This window comes from Pseudomonas sp. ChxA (assembly GCF_030263855.1).
Lineage (GTDB): Bacteria > Pseudomonadota > Gammaproteobacteria > Pseudomonadales > Pseudomonadaceae > Aquipseudomonas > Aquipseudomonas fluorescens_CB.
On record NZ_JARPMK010000002.1, the window covers coordinates 955,341 to 979,118 of the forward strand.

Sequence of the window (23,778 nt, forward strand, 5' to 3'; positions counted from 1 at the left end):
TGGCATAATGCCTTAGCGATAGCCAAAATCAGTCAAGCAGGTCCAATTCCAGGTACTCGGCCACCGCTTTTGCGCTGGCCTGCTTGAGCTTCGGCACGCGCCCGAGGCACGGCGCGGGCAACCGCTCGGCCAGGGTGGCGAGGTTTTCTTCCAGACGAGAGGTCTTGGGGTCGATGATATTCGCCACCCAACCCGCCAACGGCAAACCGTCGCGCGCAATGGCTTCAGCAGTGAGCAAGGCATGGCTGATACAACCCAGACGCACGCCCACCACCAGGATCACCGGCAGCTTGAGCGCGATGGCCAGGTCTGACAGGTTGTCCTGATCGGCCAACGGCACCCGCCAGCCGCCTGCGCCTTCGATCAAGGTGAAATCGGCGTGCTGCGCGAGTATGTGCTGCATAGGCTTCAACAGTGATTGCACCGTCAGCGCCACACCCGCTTCCCGCGCGGCCAAGTGCGGCGCAATCGCGGGTTCGAATGCCACCGGGTTGACCTCGGCATACGTCAGCGGCAGTGAACATTCGGCCAGCAGTGCCAAGGCGTCCGCGTTGCGCAAACCTTTTGCGGTCAGCTGGCAGCCTGAGGCCACCGGTTTTCCGGCGGCGGTGCTTTTACCCGCAAGCCGCGCGGCATGCAGCAGCCCGGCGGCGATGGTGGTTTTGCCCACATCGGTGTCGGTGCCGGTGATGAAATAAGCGGCGCTCATAACGGTTTCTCCAGTACGGCGTACACCACTTGGTACGTGGCGGGCAGGCCCTGGGCCTGGCGGAACTGCTCGTAAGCGTGCACCAGTGCAACAATCCGCGCGCGGCCCGTCAACCCTCCCGGGCGACCGGGGTTGAGGTTATGCGCGCCCAAAGCCTTGAGTTCGTGGGTCAGGCTGCGCACATCCGGGTAATGCAACACATGGGGCTGGCGCTCCAGGCTCAGCACCCGCAAACCGCTGGCAGCACATAGCTGTTGGTAGGCCTCGAAGGTGCGGAAGCGGTTGACGTGAACCAGGCCATCCGCTGCACGCCAGCTTTGGCGCAGCTCGTCCAGGGTGCCCACGCACAGGCTCGCAAATGCGAACACGCCCCCGGGTTGCAGCACACGATAGGCTTCACTGAGTACCGCGTCGAAATTCGCGCACCATTGCACCGCCAGGCTGGAGAACAGCAGCTCGAAGCGCTCAGTTGCCAGCGGCAAGCGTTCTGCATCCCCCGCAATAAAGTGCTGCGCGCCCCCTAAAGGCCGCGCATGGCTGAGCATGCCTTCGGCGATATCCAGCGCCACCCCTTGGCTTGCTGGCAACAATTCGCCCAGCGCACGGCTGAAATAACCCGTGCCGCAGCCCACATCCAACCATCGGCCGGGCGCGATTGCAGCTGGCAGGCGGGACATCAACTCATGCCCGACTGCGCGCTGCAACTCGGCCACGCTGTCGTAGCTGGCTGCGGCGCGGGAAAACGAGGCCGCCACCTGGCGCTTGTCCGGCAAGCCGCCCGGCAGTGGCGGCTGGGATAAATCAGTCATCAACACACTCATGCAAAAAAGCCTGGATGGCCCCCGCTACACCGTGAGGGTCTTCCAGAAGAAAAGCGTGACCGGCCTGTTCAATCAGGCCGATTTCTACGTCCGGCAACAACACCAACAGGTCACTTGCAGCTTCAGCGGGCACCAACCCGTCCTGCCCCGCAAACAGGTGCAGTTGCGGGCCGCGATACGCCTGCAAAGCGGCGCGGGTATCCAGTTGAGCAAGCAGTTCCAGACCAGGCATCAACACGCTTGGCGACGTATTGGGCGCCCCGCCGACCAACAGGCGCGACAGCCCACGTGGGTCTGCGGCACCTTTGGCGCACAGCAAACCGAAACGTTTGAGGGTGACCTGAGAATCGGCATGGCAACCGGCAAGGAATGCGTCGAATGTCTCGGCGGGCATGGCACTGGGCCAACCATCATGGGCGACAAAACACGGGTTGCTCGCCAACGTCAGCAGCCCGCAGCAGCGCTCGCCGCGCCGCGCCGCCAGTTCAGAGGCGAGCATGCCGCCCAGGGACCAGCCGCCCAGCCAGGCGTTGTCCGGTAGCGTGGCGTCAAGTTCGTCGAGCCATTCATCCAGATCGCTGGAAGCCAGCACCGGCAACGGCTCGATATGCACTTGCAGGTGTTCGTCCAAACCCTGCAAGGCGGCAGCCAGAGGCTCCAGCGGTGACACGCCAAGCCCCCAACCGGGCAGCAATACCAGTCGATCACGCATGGTCGGGCTCCGTAATACTTAACAACCGGAAACACTCATCCAATCCGTTTAACAATAGCTGCACCTGGGCCGCGCTGTGGGCCGCCGTCAGTGTCACGCGCAAACGCGCACTGCCGGCCGGCACGGTCGGTGGGCGGATGGCCGTGACCATCAGGCCGCGCTCGCGCAGCATCTGCGACAGGCGCATAGCGGTGGCGCTGTCGCCAATCAGGATCGGCTGGATCGGCGTAAAGCTGTCCATCAGCTTTAAGCCGATCTGTTCGGCGCCCTGACGGAACTGGCGGATCAGGCCATTGAGGTGCTCACGCCGCCAGTGCTCGGTGCGCAGCAGCTCCAGGCTTTTCAAGGTGGCGCAGGCCAATGCCGGTGGCTGGCTGGTGGTGTAGATGTAGGGCCGGGCGAACTGGACCAGGCTTTCGATCAGCTCTTCACTGCCCGCCACGAACGCCCCGGCCGTGCCGAAGGCTTTACCGAGGGTGCCAACCAATACCGGCACATCTTCCTGGCTCAAGCCGAAATGCTCGACAATTCCGCCGCCCGTAGCGCCCAACGGGCCGAAGCCGTGAGCGTCATCGACCATCAACCAGGCGCCTTTGGCGCGTGCCTCACGGGCCAGCGCAGACAGGTCGGCCAGATCGCCGTCCATGCTGAAAACGCCATCGGTGACCACCAAAGTATTGCCGGTGGCCTTCTCCAGGCGCTTGGCCAGGCTGTCGGCGTCGTTATGCAGATAGCGGTTGAAACGCGCCCCGGACAGCAGGCCGGCATCCAGCAGCGAAGCGTGGTTAAGGCGATCTTCGAGCACCGTATCACCCTGCCCCACCAATGCGGTGACCGCGCCCAGGTTGGCCATATAGCCGGTGGTAAACAGCAGCGCACGCGGGCGCCCGGTGAGGTCAGCCAGGGCTTCCTCGAGTTCATGGTGCGGCGTGGCATGGCCGATCACCAAGTGCGAAGCGCCACCGCCCACGCCCCAACGGGACGCACCGGCGCGCCAGGCCTCGATCACTTGCGGGTGATTGGCCAGGCCCAGGTAGTCGTTATTGCAAAACGCCAACAGCGGTTGGCCATCCACTATTACTTGCGGGCCTTGCGGGCTCTCAAGCAAAGGGCGTTGGCGATAGAGGTGTTCGGCACGGCGGGCAGCGAGGCGCGCGGCGAGATCAAAAGACATGCAGGCCTCGGCAGTTCAGGTTGAACCCGATCCAATGTGGGAGCTGGCTTGCCTGCGATGACGGCGGCACATTCAGTATCAATGTGCCTGGACGACCGCTATCGCAGGCAAGCCAGCTCCCACAGTTGGATTGCGTTTCAAATGTTGAGAGAGGCGTTAAACCACCGCGTTATAAAACTGCTCGCTGCTCTTTTGCTCCACCAACGCCTGCTCAATCGCCGCCTGATGCACTTCATCGGCGTGTTCTTCACGCGCTTCCGGCAAGATCCCCAGGCGCGAGAACAGTTGCATGTCCTTGTCGGCCTGCGGGTTGGCGGTGGTCAGCAACTTGTCGCCGTAGAAGATCGAGTTGGCACCGGCGAAAAACGCCAGGGCCTGCATCTGCTCGTTCATCGCCTCACGGCCGGCCGACAAGCGCACATGGGACTGCGGCATCAGGATGCGCGCCACGGCGAGCATGCGGATAAAGTCGAACGGATCGATGTCTTCGGCGTTTTCCAGCGGCGTACCGGCAACCTTCACCAGCATGTTGATCGGCACCGACTCCGGATGCTCCGGCAGGTTGGCCAGTTGGATCAGCAGGTTGGCGCGGTCGTCGAGGGACTCGCCCATGCCGAGGATGCCGCCCGAGCAGATCTTCATCCCCGAATCACGCACGTAGGCCAGGGTTTGCAGGCGCTCTCCGTAGGTGCGGGTGGTGATGATGCTGCCGTAGAACTCAGGCGAGGTGTCGAGGTTGTGGTTGTAGTAGTCCAGGCCGGCCTGGGCCAGGGCTTCGGTCTGGTCCTGGTCGAGACGGCCGAGGGTCATGCAGGTTTCCAGGCCCATGGCCTTCACGCCTTTGACCATCTGCAGCACGTAGGGCATGTCTTTGGCCGACGGGTGCTTCCAGGCGGCGCCCATGCAGAAGCGCGTCGAACCGATGGCTTTGGCGCGAGCGGCCTCTTCGAGGACCTTCTGCACCTCCATCAGCTTTTCTTTTTCCAGACCGGTGTTGTAGTGGCCCGACTGCGGACAATATTTGCAATCTTCCGGGCAGGCGCCGGTTTTGATCGACAGCAAGGTCGAGACCTGCACGCGGTTGGCGTCGAAATGCGCGCGGTGCACGGTCTGCGCCTGGAACAACAGGTCATTGAAGGGTTGCACAAACAGCGCTTTGACTTCGGCTAAAGACCAATCGTGACGCAGGGTGGCAGAGGTGCTGGCGCTCATGGGCGATTCCTTGATTATGCTTGGGCTTACGCTGCGGGAAAGGCAATACCCACAGGCATGACACGGATGCTCGGCATATTTAAGGAAGATTCATGCACTGTCAACCTGGATACAAACACCAAGTTTACATCTGGTTAGAAAACAACCAGCCCTGTTTAATCTGCGATGAAGCAACAAACGCCAGTCACTCGGTGTGCAACGTCTGCGAAACCGAGCTGCCCTGGCTGTTGGAGCACTGCGAAGTGTGCGCCCTGCCACTGCCGATGGAAGGTCTGATCTGTGGCCCCTGTCAAAAAAAGCCGCCCGCCTTTAAACAGGTGGTCGCCCCCTGGACCTACGGTTTCCCCGTCGACACGCTAATCAGCCGCTTCAAACACCAATCGCGCTGGCCACTCGGCCTTATGCTCGCGCGGCTGCTGGGACAGTCTCTGCAACACCGCTTCGACAACACCGAACTCACCCGCCCCGACTGCCTGCTGCCGGTGCCCATGGCGCGCAAGCGTCTGCGTGAACGCGGCTTCAACCAGGCGCTGATGCTGGCCCGCTGGCTCAGCGAAGACCTCGACCTCCCACACGATGAACACCTGTTGTTACGCCCCCATGAAACCGTCGCGCAACAGGCCCTCGACGCCAAGACCCGCCAACGCAACCTGCTCACTGCGTTTGCGCTGGCACCGGGCGCCCAGGTGCAGGGCCGCCACTTTGCGCTGGTGGACGACGTACTCACCACCGGCGCCACCGCCCACAGCCTGGCCCGGCTATTGATGGCCGCCGGTGCCCGTCAGGTCGATGTGTACTGCCTGGCCCGCACGCCAAAACCGGGCACATGACTTGACTCCCGTGCGCCGCGCCTGCAACGTCCGCTGACCTTATCGAAGCGTATCCACATGTCTCTGTCGACTTCCCTCAGCCAACACATCATCCGCCGTCCCCAGCGCATCGCCTTGCTGGCGCATATTGCCGAGCAAGGTTCGATCACCCGCGCGGCCAAGAGCGCTGGCCTGAGTTACAAGGCCGCGTGGGATGCGATCGACGAGCTGAACAATCTCTCGCAAAAGCCGCTGGTGGAACGCAGCGTCGGCGGCAAAGGCGGCGGCGGGGCCAAACTGACGGCCGAAGGTGAGCGCGTGCTGCGCCTGTACCAACGCCTGCTAGTGCTGCAGGCCGAGGTGCTCGGTTCGGATGAGGACGCGAGCGACTTCAACTTGCTCGGCCGCTTGATGCTGCGCACCAGCGCCCGCAACCAATTGCACGGCCAGGTCAGCGCCATCGAACACCAAGGCCGCAATGACCTGATTCGCCTGCAACTTTCGGGCGGTTTAAGCCTGAGTGCGCAGATCACGCACGACAGCACGCAGCGGCTGGAGCTGGAAACCGGCGTTGAAGTGGTCGCCTTGATCAAGGCCGGATGGCTTGAATTGCTCGCTATCGGGCACATCGCAACACCTGGACACAATTGCATGAGTGGTGTGATCGAGACGATTCTCGACGCCGATGACGGCCCCAGCGAAGTGCGCATCACCCTGCCCAACGGCCAGGTTTTATGCGCCCTGGCGCAGCCCGCCGCGCTCCAGGCACTGGGTGCCGGCGAAGGCGCGCCGGTCCAGGTGCAATTTTCACCCAGCAATGTGCTGCTCGGCACACCAGCCTAGGCGCCCGCCGTCTTCAAGCTGCAACAAATTCGTCACGAGCGCTCCTTAAGGTGTCTGCAAAAACCGCAGGGAGCCTGAAATGAGCCTATTAGAAGAAAACCAAGCCACCGACCTTGAACAGATGGTCGGCCTCACCCGCCGCCGTTTTATCGGCGCCGGCGCCCTGTGCGGAGCTGCAATGTTCCTGGGCGGCAACCTGCTCACCCGCAGCGCAATGGCCGTGAACGCTGCCACCGCCAGCCCTTTGCTGGGTTTTACCAGCATCGCCGCCGCCACGAGCGACGCCATCACCTTGCCGCCGGGTTACTCCGCCTCGGTGCTGATCAGTTGGGGCCAACCGCTGCACAACAACGTGCCGGCCTTCGACCCGACCGGCAACGGCACCGCCAAAGCCCAGGAACAGCAGTTCGGCGACAACAACGACGGCATGAGCCTGTTCGCCTTCCCCGGCGACAACAACCGTGCGCTGATGGCGATCAACAACGAATACACCAACTACCGCTACCTCTACGCCCATGGCGGCGCGCCGCAATCGGCCGAAGACGTGCGCAAGGCCCAGGCCAGCGAAGGCGTGTCGGTGATTGAGGTGCGGCGCAAGGGCGACACGTGGCAGTTCGTGCAGGACTCGCGCTACAACCGCCGCATCCACGGCAATTCGCCGATCCGCCTGGGCGGCCCCGCTGCCGGCCATGCCTGGCTGAAAACCAGCGCCGACAAAACCGGCAAGAAAGCCCTCGGCACCTTCCAGAACTGCGCCAACGGCAAGACGCCATGGGGCACTTACTTGACCTGTGAAGAGAACTTCACCGACTGCTTCGGCAGCAGCAACCCGCAACAAAGCTTCGACGCCGGGCAAAAACGCTACGGCGTGGTGGCCGCCAGCCGCGAGATCAACTGGCACCTGCACGATCCGCGCTTCGACATGGCCAAGAACCCCAACGAACTCAATCGCCACGGCTGGGTGGTGGAAATCGACCCGTTCGACCCGCAATCCACGCCGGTCAAGCGCACCGCCCTGGGCCGCTTCAAGCACGAAAACGCCGCACTGGCAGAAACCCGTGATGGCCGCGCCGTGGTGTACATGGGCGATGACGAGCGTGGCGAGTTCATCTACAAGTTCGTCAGCCGCGACCCGATCAACCATCACAACCCCAAAGCCAACAAGAACCTGCTCGACCACGGCACCTTGTACGTGGCGATTTTCGATGCCGGCGACGGCAATGCCGACCACCCCAAGGGCAAAGGCGAATGGGTCGAACTCACCCACGGCAAAAACGGCATCGACGCCAGCACGGGTTTTGCCAGCCAGGCCGAAGTGCTGATCCACGCGCGCCTGGCCGCCAGTGTGGTGAAAGCCACACGCATGGACCGCCCGGAGTGGATCGTGGTCAGCCCTACCGACGGCCAGGTCTATTGCACGCTCACCAACAACGCCAAACGCGGCGAAGACGGCCAGCCGGTGGGCGGGCCGAACCCGCGTGAGAAAAACGTCTACGGCCAGATCCTGCGCTGGAAAGCCGATGCGGATAACCACGGCGCCAACACCTTCACCTGGGATTTGTTTGTGGTAGCCGGCAACCCCGGTGTGCATGCCGGCACGCCAAAAGGCGGCTCGTCCAACATCAACCCGCAAAACATGTTCAACAGCCCCGACGGCCTGGGGTTCGACAAGGCCGGGCGCCTGTGGATCCTCACCGACGGCGACTACAGCAATAAGGGCGACTTCGCCGGCATGGGCAATAACCAGATGCTCTGCGCCGACCCCAACACCGGGGAAATCCGCCGCTTCATGGTCGGGCCGGTGGCGTGCGAGGTTACAGGCATCAGCTTCTCGCCGGACCAGAAGACCCTGTTTGTGGGGATTCAACATCCGGGGGAAACCGGCGGTTCGATCTGGCCGGAGCATCTGCCCAACGGCAAGCCGCGCTCGTCGGTGATGGCGATTCGGCGTGATGATGGCGGAATAGTCGGCGCCTGACAGGGCCTCATCGCAGGCAAGCCAGCTCCCACCTTTGAGCGCATTCCACGCTCAAGTGTGGGAGCTGGCTTGCCTGCGATGGCAATGGCACAGTCGCCACCTATCTCAGCGTTGGTGCGTTACCATACCCGGCCGGACGCGGCGCCCTGCTGCGCGCAGGAGTTCGCATGGCCCACCCGTTTGAAACACTCACCCCCGATTTAGTACTCGACGCCGTCGAAAGCATCGGCTTTCTCAGCGACGCGCGCGTGTTGGCGCTTAACAGCTACGAAAACCGTGTGTATCAGGTGGGCATCGAAGACTCCGAGCCGCTGATCGCCAAGTTCTACCGCCCGCAGCGCTGGACCAACGAAGCGATCCTCGAAGAACACCGCTTCACCTTCGAACTGGCCGAGTGCGAAGTGCCGGTGGTTGCACCGCTGGTCCACAACGGCGAAAGCCTGTTCGAACACGCAGGCTTTCGCTTCACGCTGTTCCCACGCCGTGGCGGCCGTGCGCCGGAGCCGGGCAACCTGGATCAGCTGTATCGCCTCGGGCAATTGCTTGGCCGTTTACACGCGGTGGGTTCCACCCGCCCGTTTGAACACCGCGAAGCCCTGGGTGTGAAGAACTTCGGTCACGATTCACTCAACACCTTGCTTGAAGGCAATTTCATTCCCAAGAGCCTGCTGCCCGCTTACGAGTCCGTCGCGCGCGACCTGCTCAAGCGCGTGGAAGAGGTGTACAAGGCCACACCGCACAAGAACATCCGCATGCACGGCGACTGCCACCCCGGCAACATGATGTGCCGCGACGAGATGTTCCACATCGTCGACCTGGATGACTGCCGCATGGGCCCGGCCGTGCAAGACCTGTGGATGATGCTCGCGGGTGACCGTCAGGAATGCCTGGGCCAGTTGTCGGAATTGATGGACGGCTATCAGGAGTTCCACGACTTCGACCCACGCGAACTGGCCTTGATCGAACCCCTGCGCGCCTTGCGCCTGATGCACTACAGCGCCTGGCTGGCACGGCGCTGGGATGACCCGGCATTCCCCCACAGCTTTCCGTGGTTTGGCAGCGAGCGGTATTGGGGCGACCAGGTGTTGGCCTTGCGTGAGCAACTGTCGGCACTGAATGAAGAACCCCTGAAACTCTTCTAAAGCGCAGTACACCACCTGTGTGGGAGCTGGCTTGCCTGCGATTCAGACAACTCGGTGTATCAGTGGCACCAAGGTGATTTCATCGCAGGCAAGCCAGCTCCCACAGAAAAGCCCATCCATTGGCTGACAAAAATCCTTACAATCGGGCTTTGTAAGCTGCCTGAGCAAGGATTCTGCAATGCACGCCGCCAACCCCCGCAAGGGGTACATCCTGGGCCTGAGTGCCTATGTCATCTGGGGTCTTTTCCCACTTTATTTCAAAGCCATCGCCAGTGTTCCCGCCGCCGAAATCATCGTGCACCGCGTGTTGTGGTCGGCACTGTTCGGCGGCTTGCTGCTGATGGTGTGGAGGCACCCCGGCTGGTTCCGTGAACTGCGCGACAACCCCAAACGCCTGGCGATTCTGGCACTCAGTGGCTCGTTGATTGCGGCCAACTGGCTGACCTATGTGTGGTCGGTGAACAGCGGGCGCATGCTGGAAGCGAGCTTGGGTTACTACATCAACCCGTTGGTGAATGTGCTGCTGGGCATGCTGATCCTGGGCGAGCGCCTGCGCCGCCTGCAATGGATCGCCGTCGGGCTGGCGGCGGTGGGTGTGGCGCAGCAAGTGTGGCAAGTCGGCAGTTTGCCGTGGGTGTCGCTGGTGCTGGCGCTGACCTTCGGCTTTTACGGTTTGATCCGCAAACAGGCGCCGGTCAAAGCGCTGCCGGGGCTGGTGGTGGAAACCTGGATGCTGGTGCCGATCGCCGTGGCATGGTTGCTGTTTAACCCGACCGCCCACAGCGCACAGATGGCATTCTGGAGCACCTCCGAAGCCTGGTGGCTGGTGGCCGCAGGCCCGGTCACGCTGATTCCGCTGGTGTGTTTCAACGCCGCCGCACGGCATCTGCCCTATACCGCGCTGGGCTTTTTGCAGTACGTAGCGCCGACGCTGGTGCTGTTGGAGGCGGTGCTGCTGTTCGGTGAACACCTGGCGACCAGCACGCTGATTGCTTTCGCATTTATCTGGGCGGGCCTGGTGGTCTACAGCCTGGACGCCTGGCTGACGGTGCGCAAACGCTGATCAAATAACGTACAAACCTCTGCAGGCCACAGTGCACGTGGCTTGCAGGCATTCACCCCAAGGTTATCCACAACCTGATCCCCGCCATTTGTGCACAAGCCATTGAAACTGCTCGTTTTTTGCTCAATAGACAGAGAAGCCCGGCCGGCGTGGCCTGGCGCCGGGTCTCTACAGGTTATCCACAGGCCCATGCAAGATTTCCATGCATAACCTTATGGACCGATTATTCCTCGTGGTGCAGTTCCACCATCAAATCATCGGCCAAGGTTTCCAGGGACAGCTGCAAGGTATCCAGGGACAACGCTGCCGGCACTTGCAACCGCGCTTCGGCACTGAACAATGGGTCGCCGCTCATGGGGGCCGGACGCACATCCGTGCTCAGGCTTGCCAGGTTCACGCCTTGTTTGCTCAGCAGCGCCGTGATTTCGCGCACGATGCCCGCGCGGTCATTGCCCACCAAGGTCATCATGATCGACTTGGACGCCGAGGCCTGGCCGCTGCTGCCCTCGCCCACCAGCACACGAATGCCGTGTGTGGATAAGTCCTCTAGCGCGCCCACCAGGGCCTGACGCTGTTCCGTCGGCACACTGACCCGCAAAATCCCGGCAAACTGCCCGGCCATGTGCGCCATTCGACTTTCCAGCCAGTTGCCGCCGTGGGCAGCAATGTTCTGCGCAATGCGTTCAACCAGGCCGGGTTTGTCGGCGGCGATAATAGTGAGTACAAGATGGTCCATGGCGAAGCCCTCTGTGGGTTGATCATCGATTATAGGCTCCCACACACAGCCAAGGCCTGGAGAAGTGGCCAGGAACAAATCGTGTACCATTTTTATATTTATCTGGAACAATCCAATAGTTTTTTGAGAACATCCGATTCTCCGCTGTGACCGTACGACCAAAATGAGTCGCCAAACGACGTATTTAGTCTAATTTTCACAACCGCAAGTCATCATGTAGTATGCCCAACCGTGCACTACATAATGAAAATCTGAAACAGCGCATAAGCTCCGCAGAGTGAGGCAAGCAATGACTGAACACGTTCAAGTCGGTGGCCTGCAGGTCGCCAAAGTCCTGTTCGACTTCGTGAACAACGAAGCCATTCCCGGTACCGGCATCACTGCCGACCAGTTCTGGGCCGGCGCCGACAAGGTCATCCACGACCTGGCACCGAAGAACAAAGCCCTACTCTCCAAACGCGATGATTTCCAGGCGCGGATCGACACCTGGCACCAGACCCACGCGGGCAAAGCCCACGACCCAGTGGCCTACAAAGCCTTCCTGCAAGATATCGGCTACCTGCTGCCAGAAGCCGCAGATTTCCAGGCCTCGACCCAAAATGTCGATGACGAAATTGCGCGCATGGCCGGCCCACAGCTGGTGGTGCCGGTGATGAATGCCCGCTTCGCCCTCAACGCCTCCAATGCACGCTGGGGCTCGTTGTATGACGCGCTGTATGGCACCGATGCCATCAGCGAAGCCGACGGCGCCGAGAAGGGCAAGGGCTACAACAAAGTGCGTGGCGACAAGGTGATTGCCTTCGCCCGTGCTTTCCTCGACGAAGCCGCGCCACTCAGCGCCGGCAGCCACGTCGATTCCACCGGTTACAAGGTTGTGGATGGCAAGCTCATCGTCAGCCTCAAGGGCGGCAGCAACAGCGGCCTGCGCGACGATGCACAGCTGATCGGCTTCCAGGGCCCTGCGGCCGAGCCGATTGCGATCCTGCTTAAACACAACGGCCTGCACTTCGAAATCCAGATCGACGCCAGCACCCCGGTCGGCCAGACCGATGCCGCCGGCGTCAAAGATGTGCTGATGGAAGCGGCGCTGACCACCATCATGGACTGCGAAGATTCCGTCGCCGCCGTCGATGCCGATGACAAAGTGGTGATCTACCGCAACTGGCTCGGCCTGATGAAGGGCGACCTGGCCGAAGAAGTGGCCAAGGGCGGCAAGACCTTCACCCGCACCATGAACGCCGACCGCGTCTACACCGGCCTGGATGGCCAGGACGTGACCCTGCACGGCCGTTCGCTGTTGTTCGTGCGTAACGTTGGCCACTTGATGACCATCGACGCGATCCTGGATAAAGACGGCAATGAAGTACCGGAAGGCATTCTCGACGGCCTGCTGACCAGTTTGGCGGCGATCCACAGCCTCAATGGCAACAGCAGCCGCAAGAACAGCCGCACCGGTTCCGTGTACATCGTCAAACCGAAGATGCACGGCCCCGAAGAAGCAGCGTTTACCAATGAGCTGTTCGGCCGCATCGAAGACGTGCTGAACCTGCCGCGTAATACCCTCAAAGTCGGGATCATGGACGAGGAGCGCCGCACCACGGTCAACCTCAAGGCCTGTATCAAGGCGGCCAGCGAGCGCGTGGTGTTTATCAACACGGGTTTCCTCGACCGCACTGGCGACGAGATCCACACCTCCATGGAAGCCGGCGCGATGGTGCGCAAAGCTGCCATGAAGGCGGAAAAATGGATCGGCGCCTACGAAAACTGGAACGTCGATATCGGCTTGAGCACCGGCCTGCAAGGCCGAGCGCAGATCGGTAAAGGCATGTGGGCCATGCCCGACCTGATGGCGGCGATGCTCGAACAGAAAATCGCTCACCCACTGGCTGGCGCCAACACCGCCTGGGTGCCATCGCCGACGGCGGCTGCGCTGCACGCGCTGCACTACCACAAGGTTGATGTGTTCGCCCGCCAGGCCGAACTGGCCAAACGCGAGCGTGCTTCGGTAGACGACATCCTGACCATCCCTCTGGCCAGTAACACCGATTGGTCCGAAGAAGAAATCCGCAACGAACTGGACAACAACGCCCAGGGCATCCTCGGCTATGTCGTCCGTTGGATCGACCAGGGCGTCGGCTGCTCGAAAGTGCCGGACATCAACGATGTGGGCCTGATGGAAGACCGCGCCACCCTGCGCATCTCCAGCCAGCACATCGCCAACTGGTTGCGCCACGGCATCGTCAACGAAGCCCAGGTAATGGAAAGCCTCAAGCGCATGGCGCCGGTGGTGGACCGTCAGAATGCCGGGGATGCGTTGTACCGTCCGTTGGCACCGGATTTCGACAGCAACATCGCGTTTCAAGCGGCGGTGGAGTTGGTGATTGAAGGGACTAAACAACCGAATGGGTATACCGAGCCGGTGTTGCATCGCAGGCGTCGGGAGTTCAAGGCTAAAAATAGCCTGTAAATAAAAAGCCCTGATCGCAAGATCAGGGCTTTTTTAATGGGCCGCCAGGACAACCGAGTAGGCCGCATATAAGGCAAGCCAGCTCCCACCTTCGAAATGCATTCCTTTGTGGGAGCTGGCTTGCCTGCGATGGCGCCAGCACATACGCCACAGAATCAGGAAGCCATCCCCAGCTCCCGCTTGACCATCCGCGCCAACTTCACGCTGTCAATCGGCTTGAGCATGAAATCCACCACGCTCATGTGCATGGCGTCGATCACATCACGGGCTTCGGCATCCCCCGACATGATGATGATCGGCAGCGCTGCGCGCGTGGAGCTGCGTACTTGCTTGATCAACTGCAGGCCGTTGCTCGGTGCCATGCGCAAATCAGTGATCAGCAAACCGATGGAGCTGCTGGACTCCAACAAATCCCACGCTGTCTCGCCACTGTCGGCGGTCATGCAGCGAATACCGTCCAGACCCAGGATTTCCGCGAGCAATTCACGTGCGTCCTTGTCGTCATCGACAATCAACACCCGTTGTGGCGGCAAATCAGGTTCCAGCATCACGGCGCTCAGCGCCTCGCGCTCGGCATCACTCAAAATATCGTGGTCGGACATACGTTTCTCAGCAGTTCTATTCAATCTCCCAGCACACTCGTCAGACATCTGCGGAAGGGCGAACAATGTGCACTTCGTCGGAAAGTTTGCCTAGTGGGCGTTCTACGGGGTTTGGACGATAGTCATGTAAGGTTTTTCCCTAGTCGTTGTGGGTTTTGCCGAGACCTAGACTTACGTCCAATGGGCACCCGCCGCGCGGGAGCCGACCATGCAGGACGATAACGACAAAAAAACTGCGGTCACTGTTATGAGTAAAGCTGATGCTTTCACGCAGGCGGGAAAAACCGCCGTATTGCAGAACATCCACGGCACCCTGCAATTCCTGCAACGCTTCCCCCCGTTCAACCAGATGGAAAACGCCCACCTGGCGTTTTTGGTCGAACAGTGCCAACTGCGCTTCTACGGCCCCGGCGACAGCATTCTCAAACCGTCCGGCGGGCCGGTAGAGCACTTCTATATCGTCAAGCAGGGCCGGGTAGTCGGCGAACGGCCGGACTCAACGCAAACCACCTTTGAAATCACCACCGGCGAGTGCTTCCCCCTCGCCGCGTTGCTGGGTGAGCGGGCGACCCGCACCGAGCACAAAGCCGCCGAAGACACCTTCTGCCTGCAACTGAACAAGCCGGCGTTTATCAAGCTGTTCGCCCTTTCCAGCCCGTTTCGCGATTTTGCCCTGCGCGGTGTCAGCAGTCTGCTGGATCAGGTCAACCAGCAGGTGCAGCAAAAGGCCGTGGAAACCCTGGGCACCCAGTATTCGCTGAACACCCGCCTGGGTGAGTTGGCCATGCGCCATCCGGTCACCTGCAGCCCGACCACGCCGCTGCGCGAGGCGGTGACGCTGATGCATGAGCAACAAGTGGGCAGCATCGTGATCGTCGATGAGCACAAGGCGCCACTGGGGATTTTCACCTTGCGCGACCTGCGCCAGGTGGTCGCCGACGGCACCGGCGATTTCAATCAAGCCATTGCTGGCCATATGACCCAGGCGCCGTTCTTTTTAAGCCCGGACCACAGCGCTTTCGATGCTGCCATCGCCATGACCGAGCGGCATATCGCCCACGTGTGCCTGGTGAAAGACCAGCGCTTGTGTGGGGTGGTGTCCGAGCGCGACCTGTTTTCCCTGCAACGGGTCGACCTGGTGCACCTGGCGCGCACCATCCGCAACGCGCCCCGGGTGGACAACCTGGTGGTGATTCGCGGCGAGATCGGCCAACTGGTGGAACGCATGCTCGCCCATGGCGCATCGTCCACCCAGATCACCCACATTATTACCCTGCTCAACGACCATACCGTGTGCCGGGTGATCGAACTGACCCTGGCCGACAAAGGCGACCCTGGCGTGCCCTTCAGCTGGCTGTGTTTCGGCAGTGAAGGCCGCCGTGAGCAAACCCTGTTTACCGACCAGGACAACGGCATCCTGTTCGAGGCCAAGGACGCCGCCGAAGCCGCCGAGATCCGTGGCCGCTTGCTGCCGCTGGCGCAGCAGATCAACCAGAGCCTGGCGCTGTGCGGCTTCAGCCTGTGCAAGGGCAATATCATGGCCGGCAACCCTGAGCTGTGCCTGTCGCGGGCTGAATGGGCGCGGCGCTTCGGTGCATTTATCCGCGAAGCCACGCCGGAGAACTTGCTGGGGTCGAGCATCTATTTCGACTTGCGTGTGGTGTGGGGTGACGAGCACGGTTGCGAGCAACTGCGCCAGGGCATTCTCGATCAGGTGGCCGATAACCGGTTGTTCCAACGCATGCTGGCCGAGAACGCCTTGCGCCAGCGCCCGCCGGTGGGGCGTTTTCGCGACTTTGTGCTGACGCGCAAAGGCACCGAAAAGGCCACGCTCGACCTCAAGGTACAAGGCCTTACACCTTTTGTGGATGGCGCGCGCCTGTTGGCCCTGGCCAATGGTATCCACGCCAACAATACCCTGGAGCGCCTGCGCCAACTGGTGGCCAAGGAGGTCATTGAACCGCTGGATGGCGCCGCCTATGAGGAGGCGTATCACTTTATCCAGCAAACCCGCATGCAGCAGCATCAGTTGCAAACCCGCGAGAACTTGCCGTATTCCAACCGTGTCGACCCCGACAGCCTCAACCACCTGGACCGGCGCATCCTGCGCGAATCCCTGCGCCAGGCCCAACGCCTGCAAAGCAGCCTGACATTTCGGTATCAGCTGTGAACCTGTTCGGTTGGCTGCGTAAGAACAAGCCTGGTCTCGACGCAACCCAACAGCAGCGCCTGGCGCAATTGCCCAAGCCCGCAGCCTTGGGCGACGGGTCTTTACGCGGGCAACGCTGGGTGGTGGTCGACCTGGAAACCAGCGGCCTGAACCTCAACCGCGACCAGGTGCTGTCCATCGGCGCAGTCGTGATTGAGGATGGCGCAGTGGATTTCTCGCAGATGTTCGAGCGCACCCTGCAACGGGCCAACACCAAGGTTGGCCCCAGCGTGCTGATCCATGGCCTCGGCCCCAGCGCGATTGCCGCCGGCAGCGACCCGGCAGAAGCCTTGCTGGACTTTATGGACTTTGTCGGCGACAGCCCGTTGCTCGCGTTCCATGCGCCGTTCGACCAACACATGCTGTGCCGGGCGCTCAAGGACAGCCTGGGCTATCGGCTGGCCCATCCGTTCCTCGATGTCGCCGACATCGCCCCGCTGTTGTGCCCCGATGCGAATATTCGCGAGGCCGGGCTCGACGACTGGATCAACCACTTCAAGCTGCACGTGGGCGAACGCCATCACGCCAGCGCCGATGCGCTGGCCACCGCAGAGCTGATGCTCATCCTGTTCAGCCGTGCGCGCCAACAAGGAATCGACAGCCCACAGGTGCTGCAAGAGCGCTTGAACCAATGGACACGGCGCAAACAAACACCCTTTTTCTAAACACCCCGCACCTTGTGGCGAGCGGGCTTGCCCCGCGTTGGGCTGCGAAGCAGCCCCAGCAAATACGCCACCGTATATCCGGTGGAATCAGGCCATCAGGTTTTGGGGCTGCTGCGCAGCCCAACGCGGGGCAAGCCCGCTCGCCACATTAGATAATCGCGACAGGCCACTACCCGACAGACGCCAATTGCGCCGACTTCCGGCCTCTGACACAATCGCGAATAATTCTCGTTAGTTTAAACCCCTTGTTTATTCGGTGATGCCTTGTCGTCGGTCCAAACCCCACACAGTGAGCTTGTTGGCGCGTTGTATCGCGACCATCGTGGCTGGCTGTTGGCGTGGCTGCGACGCAATGTGGCCTGCCCGAGCCGCGCCGAAGACCTGAGCCAGGACACCTTCATGCGCCTGCTGGGCCGTGACGAACTGCGCGAACCGCGCGAGCCACGCGCGTTTCTGGTGGCCATCGCCAAAGGCTTGCTGTTCGACTACTTCCGCCGCGCGGCGCTGGAACAGGCCTACCTCACCGAACTGATGCTGATCCCGGAAAGCGAACACCCCTCGCCCGAACAACAGCAACTGATCCTCGAAGACCTCAAGGCCATCGACCGCCTGCTCGGCAAACTGTCGAGCAAGGCCCGCGCCGCCTTCCTCTATAACCGCCTCGACGGCCTGGGCCACGCCGAAATCGCCCAGCGCCTGGGTGTGTCGGTGCCGCGTGTGCGCCAGTACCTGGCCCAGGGCATTCGCCAGTGCTACATCGCACTGTATGGCGAGCCGCTGTGACAGGCTCCAAACCGGTCACGGCCCGTGTGCTGGATGCGGCGATTGCCTGGCAACTGTCGCTGGACTCGGGCGACGGCAGCGCCGTGGAACAAGAAGAGTTCGGCAAATGGCTGGCCAGTGATGAAGAACACGCACGCGCCTGGCGCCAGCTGGGCATGCTCGACCAGCGCTTCAGCGTAGCCTCTGGCCCGGCGCGGGCAGCGTTGTTGCAGTCACGCCAAGGCATTCGCCAGCGCGTGCGCAAGTTGGGCAGCGGTTTGGCCAGCATCGCGCTGGTGATTGGCCTGGCGCTGTTTGCCGGTGAGCGTTACGTGCCGATCCACTATTGGCTGGCCGACCAACGCACCGCTACCGGCGAGCAACGCACGCTGAAGCTGGCCGACGGCACGCTGATCAACCTCAACACCCACAGCGCCATTGACGTGCGCTTCGATGAAAAACGCCGGCTGATCGTGTTGCAGGAAGGCGAAATCCTGGTCGAAACCGGCCACAACGATGCGCGCCCGTTCTACGTGCAAACCCGCGACGGCAGCCTGCGAGCCCTGGGCACGCGGTTTATCGTCAAGCGCGAAGACGACGCCACGCGTCTGAGCGTGCTGCAATCTGCCGTAGCCGCCCAGCCTGAGGCACTGCATCAGGAGCAGATTTTCAAGCAAGGCCAACAAGTGCTGATGCGCAGCGACGGCCTCGGCCCTGCGCTGGTGCTGACACCCGCCGCAGACGCCTGGACGCGCGGCATGCTGGTGGTCGACAACGCCCGCCTGGGCGATGTGGTTGCCGAGCTGAGCCGTTACCGCACCGGCTACCTGGGCGTGGACAAAAACGTGGCCGACCTGCGCATCACCGGCAGCTTCCCGCTGCACGACACCACGCTGGCGCTCAATGCCCTGCTGCCGACCCTGCCGGTGCAAATCGAGCAGCACACGCCGTGGTGGGTGACCGTGAAGGGTAAGCCTTAGGTTTTTCAGCGCTAGGGCGATCGCCTTCGCAGGCAAGCCAGCTCCCACCTTTGGAAGTGTGAACACGGTTAAAGGTGGGAGCTGGCTTGCCTGCGATGAGGCCCTCAAAGCCACCTCAGAAAAATATTTTTACCCAGCCCTATCACTTTTTGATTCTCGTCCGGCACCTAGGCAATTGAGAAATATTTTCATTCAGGAGCCGCCCTATGTCCCGCACGCTAGATACCTTGTTGCGCCCCAGCCTGTTGGCCGTCGCCATTGCCCTCAGCGCCCCGCTGACGAGCACCGCGCTGATCGCCGCCGAGCAAGCTTCCAGCGTGCGCGCCTATAACCTGCCGGCTGCGCCATTGGCGAGCACCCTGAACCAGATCGCCAGCCAGGCCGGTTTGGCGCTGACGCTCAACCCTTCGCTGGCAGCGGGCAAGACCTCTGCACCGGTCAAAGGTCAGTTTGATGCCCAGGGCGCATTGCACGAGGCGTTGCGTGGTACCGGGTTGCAGTTGGAGCAAAGCAGTGCCGGGACGTTTACGCTGGTGCCTGTTCCGGAAGGCGTCGTCGCGTTGCCGGAGACCAGCATCATTGCCCAGGGCAGCGATGAAAGCGCCTGGGGGCCAGTCGACGGCTACCTGGCCAAGCGCACCGCCGCTGGCACCAAGACCGACACCGCGCTGGTCGAAGCGCCGCGCTCGATCTCCATCGCCACCCGTGAGCAGATGCAGGACCGCAACGTCCAGAACCTGGATGACGCGGTTAAATACATGCCCGGCATCGTGTCCGCCAGCTACGGCAGCGACACCCGCTATGACTGGATGCGCGTGCGCGGCTTCGAGCCGACCCAGTTCCTCGACGGCCTGCCACTGCCACGCGGCGTGTACGCCAACCCGAAAGCCGAAACCTGGAACCTCGACCGCCTCGCCCTGCTGCGTGGCCCGGCCTCGTCGGTCTACGGCCAAACGCCACCGGGCGGCCTGCTGGACATGGTCAGCCGCCGTCCCAGCGCAGAACAAAGCAGCGCCATCCAGGTGCAATACGGCAGTGACAACTACCGCCAGATCAACTTCGCCAGCACCGGCAAGATCGATGATGAAGGGCAGTTTCTGTATGGCCTCAGTGGCGTGGTGCGCGATGCCGGCACCCAGATCGATCACATCGACAACAAGCGCTACAACATTGCGCCGAGCCTGACCTGGAATATCGACCCGGATACCAAGCTGACTTTCCTGTCGCAGTTCACCCGCGACGATACCGGCGCCACCAGCCAGTTTTTGCCCATCCAGGGCACCAAGATCAAATCACCACTGGGTGATATTTCCCATCACAAAAACCTGGGCGACCCGAACTACGAGTTCTACGACCGCACCTACTACGCATTGGGCTATGCCTTCGAGCATCGCTTCAATGACACTTGGCAGTTCCGTCAGAACCTGCGCTACACCAAATCGGAGTTGTCATTTCAGACACTCACCGTAGGTGCGTATCCCTACACGATGGTTGATGCAGACGGCAACGTCGGCCGCACGTCGACAAACGTGGACGAGAACATCGGCCAATTGGCCCTGGACAACAACTTCCAGGCCGACTTCGCCACCGGCGATATCTCACACACCCTGCTGCTCGGCCTGGATCACCAGCGCACCGATACCTCTTACCTGTCGATTTACGGCGATGGCCTGAAGACCAACGTTAACAATCCGATCTACGGCCAGCCCATCGTTCGTCCCGCTCGCTCCGGGGCTTATTACGACTACAACCAGAAAACCGTGCAGACCGGCCTGTACGCTCAAGACCAGATGGCGCTTGACCAATGGCGCCTGACCTTGGGCGGCCGCGAAGACTGGGTGCATCAGGGCACCACGTACTTCAACCAGAAAGATGCGACCAATACCGACCGAATCAAACATTTCAGCGGCAACGCCGCACTCAGCTACGTGTTTGATTCCGGCTTCGTACCCTATATTTCCTACGCTGAATCCTTCCAACCTGCGAGCAATGCCAGCGTCTCGGCGACCGAATCGTACAAACCCACCGAAGGCAAACAGTGGGAACTGGGTATCAAGTACCAGCCACCGGGCTCGAACACTTTGCTCAGTGCCGCCGTGTATGACCTGACCCAGAAAAACGTGCTGGTAACCACCACTACCGCCGGCAGCATTCCAGTCACCAACCAGACCGGTGAAGTGAAAGTCAAAGGCCTGGAACTGGAAGCTGTGTCTGATGTGACCGAAAACCTCAAAGTTATCGCTTCCTATACCCTGGCCAAATCCGAGGTGCAAAAAGGCGACTACAAAGGTAATCGTCTGCAACTGATGCCAAACCAGCAAGCAAGCCTGTGGACAGATTACACCTGGCACACGGGTGTCCTCGACGGCTTCGGTATTGGCTTGGGTGCTCGCTACACCGGCAATACCTATGGCGACCAAGGCAATACGTGGTTGGGCAAGGCCGACGCCTACACCGTGTTCGATGCGGCAGTGCACTACGACCTCGGCCGTCTGGACAACAGCCTCAAAGGTGCCTCGGTGAAACTGAACGCAACCAACCTGTTCGACAAGGATTACATTTCAACCTGCGATGGTTTCTATTGCTACTACGGCGACCAACGCAGCGTCGTCGCCAGCGCCACCTATCAGTGGTAATCGGCTGAGTTAACAACCGGGCCGCCCCTGTGGGCGGCTTCGGTGTGTCTGAAGGCTAGAAAATGAAAAGCAAAACCATCCGCCGCTGGTCCTTTATCCACACCTGGACCAGCCTGATCTGCACGGTGTTCCTGCTGCTGCTTGCCCTTACCGGCCTGCCGCTGGTGTTTCACCACGAGATCGACCACCTGCTGGGCAACGAGCCAGAACTGGCACAGATGCCCGCCGATACGCCGCAACTGAACCTTGAGCAGTTGGTGGCCAAGGCCCAGGCTCATCGCCCCGGCGAGGCCATGCAGTACCTGGCGTGGGACGAAGACGACAAGAACGGCGTGATTGCGATCATGGCCGCTACGGCCGGCACCGAGCCGAATTCGTCCCACACCTTCATGCTCGATGCGCGCACCGGTGAGGCCGTGGAAACCCCGGCGGCCAATGGCGGGCTGACCCTGTTCCTGCTGCGCCTGCACGTGGACATGTTCGCCGGGCTGCCGGGCAAGTTGCTGCTGGCGTTCATGGGCATTCTGTTTGTGGTGGCGATTGTCTCGGGTACGGTGCTGTACCTGCCGTTTATGCGCCGGTTGAAATTCGCCACCGTGCGTAAAGACAAATCCGCCCGGCTGCGCTGGCTCGACCTGCACAACCTGATCGGTGTGGTCACGCTGACCTGGGCGCTGGTGGTGGGTGTGACTGGCGTGATCAGCGCCTGCGCCGACCTGATCATCGCAGCCTGGCGCCAGGACAGCCTCAGCGCCATGATCGAGCCATACAAAAACGCGCCGCCGCTGACCCAGCGCGCACCGGCCACCGAACTGCTGAGCATCGCCGCCAAAGCCGCGCCCGGCATGGAGCCGGACTTTATCGCCTTTCCCGGCACGCGCTTTTCCAGCGAGCACCACTACGCGGTGTTCATGAAGGGCAGCACACATCTGACCTCACACCTGCTCACGCCGGTGCTGATCGACGCCAGCACCCTGGCCGTCACCGCCATCGCCGAACGGCCGTGGTACATGGACGCCATGGGCATGTCCCAGCCACTGCACTTTGGCGACTATGGCGGCATGCCGATGAAGATCCTCTGGGCGGTGCTGGATGTGCTGACCATCATCGTGTTGGGCAGCGGGGTTTACCTGTGGATTGTGCGGCGCAAGGCGGCCAAGTCATGAAGCCGCGCCAGTCGAGTTTCTGGAAGGTGTTCGGCATTCCGCTGGGGATAGGCCTGCTCAGCGCGGCGGGGTTGTTTGCGGCGCTGTTGGGTGACGGGCTGTGGGATTCGTTGAGTTGGGTGGGGTTGGGTATTCCGGCGGCAATTGGGGCTTGGGCCTTGCTCAAGCGGCGTGGCTGAAGGCCTCATCGCAGGCAAGCCAGCTCCCACAGGTTGATGTGTGTACGCAGTCAAGTGTGGGAGCTGGCTTGTCGAGTCGTCGCACCGCTGCGATAGGGCCTTCAAAAACAACCACAATCCTACTAGGCTAGCCCCTACCTTTTCCGAGGAATGCCCATGTCAGCGCCCAGCATGACCTTGTTTCACAACCCCGCTTCACCCTTTGTTCGCAAAGTCCGCGTGCTGCTGATCGAGACCGGCCAGCAAGACCGCGTGGCCCTGCATGGCTGCATGCCGACGCCGGTCAACCCCGATGCACAGGTGGTGCAGGACAACCCCGTGGGCAAGATCCCGGCCCTGCGCCTGGCCGATGGCTCGGTGCTGCACGACAGCCGGGTGATCCTCGATTACTTCGACCACCAGCACGTCGGCAACCCGCTGATCCCGCGTGACGGCTCGGCCCGCTGGCGCCGCCTCACCCTCGCCTCGATGGCCGACGGCATCATGGATGCTGCCGTGCTGGTGCGTTACGAGACCGCCATGCGCCCGGTAGAAAAACACTGGGACCAATGGCTGGAGGGCCAGCGCAACAAGATCCACCGCGCCCTCGCCGAGCTGGAAGCCGATGCAATTGCCGAACTGGCCAGCCACTTCGACATCGCCGCCATCAGCGTGGCCTGTGCCCTGGGTTACATGGATTTTCGCCACCCCGACCTGCAATGGCGTGCCAGCAACCCCAAGCTTGCCGATTGGTATGCCGAGGTCAGCCAACGGCCTTCGATGCTGGAGACTCAGCCACCGCTCTAACGGGGTGAAATACGCTCCCTTGTGGCGAGCGGGCTTGCCCCGCGTTGGGCTGCGAAGCGGCCCCAGTCAAGTAAAACGCGGTGTACCAGAAACGCCTCTGTGGCAGGTTTTGGGGCTGCTGCGCAGC

General features: G+C 61.6%; 21 protein-coding genes. 14 read left to right on the top strand and 7 right to left on the bottom strand.

The annotated features are described in order from the left end of the window. Positions 1-28: 28 nt before the first annotated feature. From bioD to bioB, 5 genes are all read right to left on the bottom strand, one after another. Positions 29-709, bottom strand: coding sequence for a dethiobiotin synthase (bioD, locus tag P5706_RS30160; RefSeq protein ID WP_200430337.1), 681 nt, complete (start codon positions 707-709; stop codon positions 29-31). After that, the gene (gene bioC / locus P5706_RS30165) at positions 706-1,518 is read right to left on the bottom strand and encodes a malonyl-ACP O-methyltransferase BioC (RefSeq protein WP_200430338.1); all 813 of its coding nucleotides are present in this window, start codon (positions 1,516-1,518) and stop codon (positions 706-708) included. The genes bioD and bioC overlap by 4 nt, the downstream gene beginning before the upstream one ends. Then, positions 1,511-2,242: an alpha/beta fold hydrolase gene (locus P5706_RS30170; RefSeq protein WP_285683948.1), complete on the bottom strand. Its 732-nt coding sequence runs from the start codon at positions 2,240-2,242 to the stop codon at positions 1,511-1,513. The genes bioC and P5706_RS30170 overlap by 8 nt, the downstream gene beginning before the upstream one ends. Continuing rightward, positions 2,235-3,416, bottom strand: a complete 1,182-nt coding sequence (bioF, locus tag P5706_RS30175) for an 8-amino-7-oxononanoate synthase (RefSeq protein WP_285683949.1) — start codon at positions 3,414-3,416, stop codon at positions 2,235-2,237. The genes P5706_RS30170 and bioF overlap by 8 nt, the downstream gene beginning before the upstream one ends. A gap of 156 nt (positions 3,417-3,572) precedes the next feature. Beyond that, entirely contained in the window at positions 3,573-4,628 is a 1,056-nt protein-coding gene (gene bioB, locus P5706_RS30180; RefSeq protein WP_017138024.1) for a biotin synthase BioB, read from the bottom strand. Positions 4,629-4,720: 92 nt separating this feature from the next. Between bioB and P5706_RS30185 the strand changes: the two genes are divergently transcribed. The 5 genes from P5706_RS30185 (at position 4,721) to rarD (ending at position 10,463) form a co-directional block, all read left to right on the top strand. Then, a complete protein-coding gene (locus P5706_RS30185; protein WP_200430341.1) occupies positions 4,721-5,458 on the top strand; it encodes a ComFC family protein in 738 nt (245 codons plus the stop codon). 57 nt (positions 5,459-5,515) lie between these two features. Further along, positions 5,516-6,280: a TOBE domain-containing protein gene (locus tag P5706_RS30190; protein ID WP_285683954.1), complete on the top strand. Its 765-nt coding sequence runs from the start codon at positions 5,516-5,518 to the stop codon at positions 6,278-6,280. A gap of 79 nt (positions 6,281-6,359) precedes the next feature. After that, positions 6,360-8,258: a PhoX family protein gene (locus tag P5706_RS30195; RefSeq protein ID WP_285683956.1), complete on the top strand. Its 1,899-nt coding sequence runs from the start codon at positions 6,360-6,362 to the stop codon at positions 8,256-8,258. Positions 8,259-8,425: 167 nt separating this feature from the next. Further along, positions 8,426-9,400, top strand: a complete 975-nt coding sequence (locus tag P5706_RS30200; RefSeq protein WP_056857817.1) for a serine/threonine protein kinase — start codon at positions 8,426-8,428, stop codon at positions 9,398-9,400. Positions 9,401-9,578: 178 nt separating this feature from the next. Further along, positions 9,579-10,463 (top strand): EamA family transporter RarD, encoded by an 885-nt coding sequence (gene rarD, locus P5706_RS30205; protein ID WP_285683961.1) that lies wholly within the window; start codon positions 9,579-9,581, stop codon positions 10,461-10,463. A 223-nt stretch (positions 10,464-10,686) separates the two neighbouring features. On the opposite strand, the gene P5706_RS30210 is transcribed toward rarD, so the two are convergent. Further along, entirely contained in the window at positions 10,687-11,199 is a 513-nt protein-coding gene (locus tag P5706_RS30210) for a glycine cleavage system transcriptional repressor (RefSeq protein ID WP_285683963.1), read from the bottom strand. 289 nt (positions 11,200-11,488) lie between these two features. On the opposite strand from P5706_RS30210, the gene P5706_RS30215 reads away from it, so the two are divergent. Continuing rightward, positions 11,489-13,666, top strand: a complete 2,178-nt coding sequence (locus P5706_RS30215) for a malate synthase G (protein ID WP_285683965.1) — start codon at positions 11,489-11,491, stop codon at positions 13,664-13,666. A gap of 155 nt (positions 13,667-13,821) precedes the next feature. On the opposite strand, the gene P5706_RS30220 is transcribed toward P5706_RS30215, so the two are convergent. After that, positions 13,822-14,268: a response regulator gene (locus P5706_RS30220; protein ID WP_200430346.1), complete on the bottom strand. Its 447-nt coding sequence runs from the start codon at positions 14,266-14,268 to the stop codon at positions 13,822-13,824. A 247-nt stretch (positions 14,269-14,515) separates the two neighbouring features. Here P5706_RS30220 and P5706_RS30225 point away from each other — a divergent pair, with 247 nt between their 5' ends. The 8 genes from P5706_RS30225 to P5706_RS30260 all read left to right on the top strand — a co-directional run bounded on the left by P5706_RS30225 (position 14,516) and on the right by P5706_RS30260 (position 23,651). Continuing rightward, on the top strand, positions 14,516-16,438 hold the full coding sequence (locus P5706_RS30225) for a putative nucleotidyltransferase substrate binding domain-containing protein (protein WP_352231473.1): 1,923 nt from the start codon (positions 14,516-14,518) through the stop codon (positions 16,436-16,438). Then, complete coding sequence (locus P5706_RS30230) at positions 16,435-17,142, top strand: 3'-5' exonuclease (protein WP_285683970.1); 708 nt, start codon at positions 16,435-16,437, stop codon at positions 17,140-17,142. The genes P5706_RS30225 and P5706_RS30230 overlap by 4 nt, the downstream gene beginning before the upstream one ends. Positions 17,143-17,406: 264 nt before the next feature. Next, positions 17,407-17,925: an RNA polymerase sigma factor gene (locus P5706_RS30235; protein ID WP_058420525.1), complete on the top strand. Its 519-nt coding sequence runs from the start codon at positions 17,407-17,409 to the stop codon at positions 17,923-17,925. Then, positions 17,922-18,884, top strand: a complete 963-nt coding sequence (locus P5706_RS30240) for a FecR domain-containing protein (RefSeq protein WP_285683973.1) — start codon at positions 17,922-17,924, stop codon at positions 18,882-18,884. Before P5706_RS30235 ends, P5706_RS30240 begins: the two co-directional genes overlap by 4 nt. Positions 18,885-19,090: 206 nt before the next feature. Next, positions 19,091-21,520 (top strand): TonB-dependent siderophore receptor, encoded by a 2,430-nt coding sequence (locus P5706_RS30245; protein ID WP_285683975.1) that lies wholly within the window; start codon positions 19,091-19,093, stop codon positions 21,518-21,520. A gap of 62 nt (positions 21,521-21,582) precedes the next feature. Then, a complete protein-coding gene (locus P5706_RS30250; protein ID WP_285683977.1) occupies positions 21,583-22,686 on the top strand; it encodes a PepSY-associated TM helix domain-containing protein in 1,104 nt (367 codons plus the stop codon). Continuing rightward, positions 22,683-22,865, top strand: coding sequence for a hypothetical protein (locus P5706_RS30255; protein ID WP_170036884.1), 183 nt, complete (start codon positions 22,683-22,685; stop codon positions 22,863-22,865). Before P5706_RS30250 ends, P5706_RS30255 begins: the two co-directional genes overlap by 4 nt. Positions 22,866-23,021: 156 nt before the next feature. Further along, a complete protein-coding gene (locus P5706_RS30260) occupies positions 23,022-23,651 on the top strand; it encodes a glutathione S-transferase (protein ID WP_285683981.1) in 630 nt (209 codons plus the stop codon). Positions 23,652-23,778 lie beyond the last annotated feature (127 nt).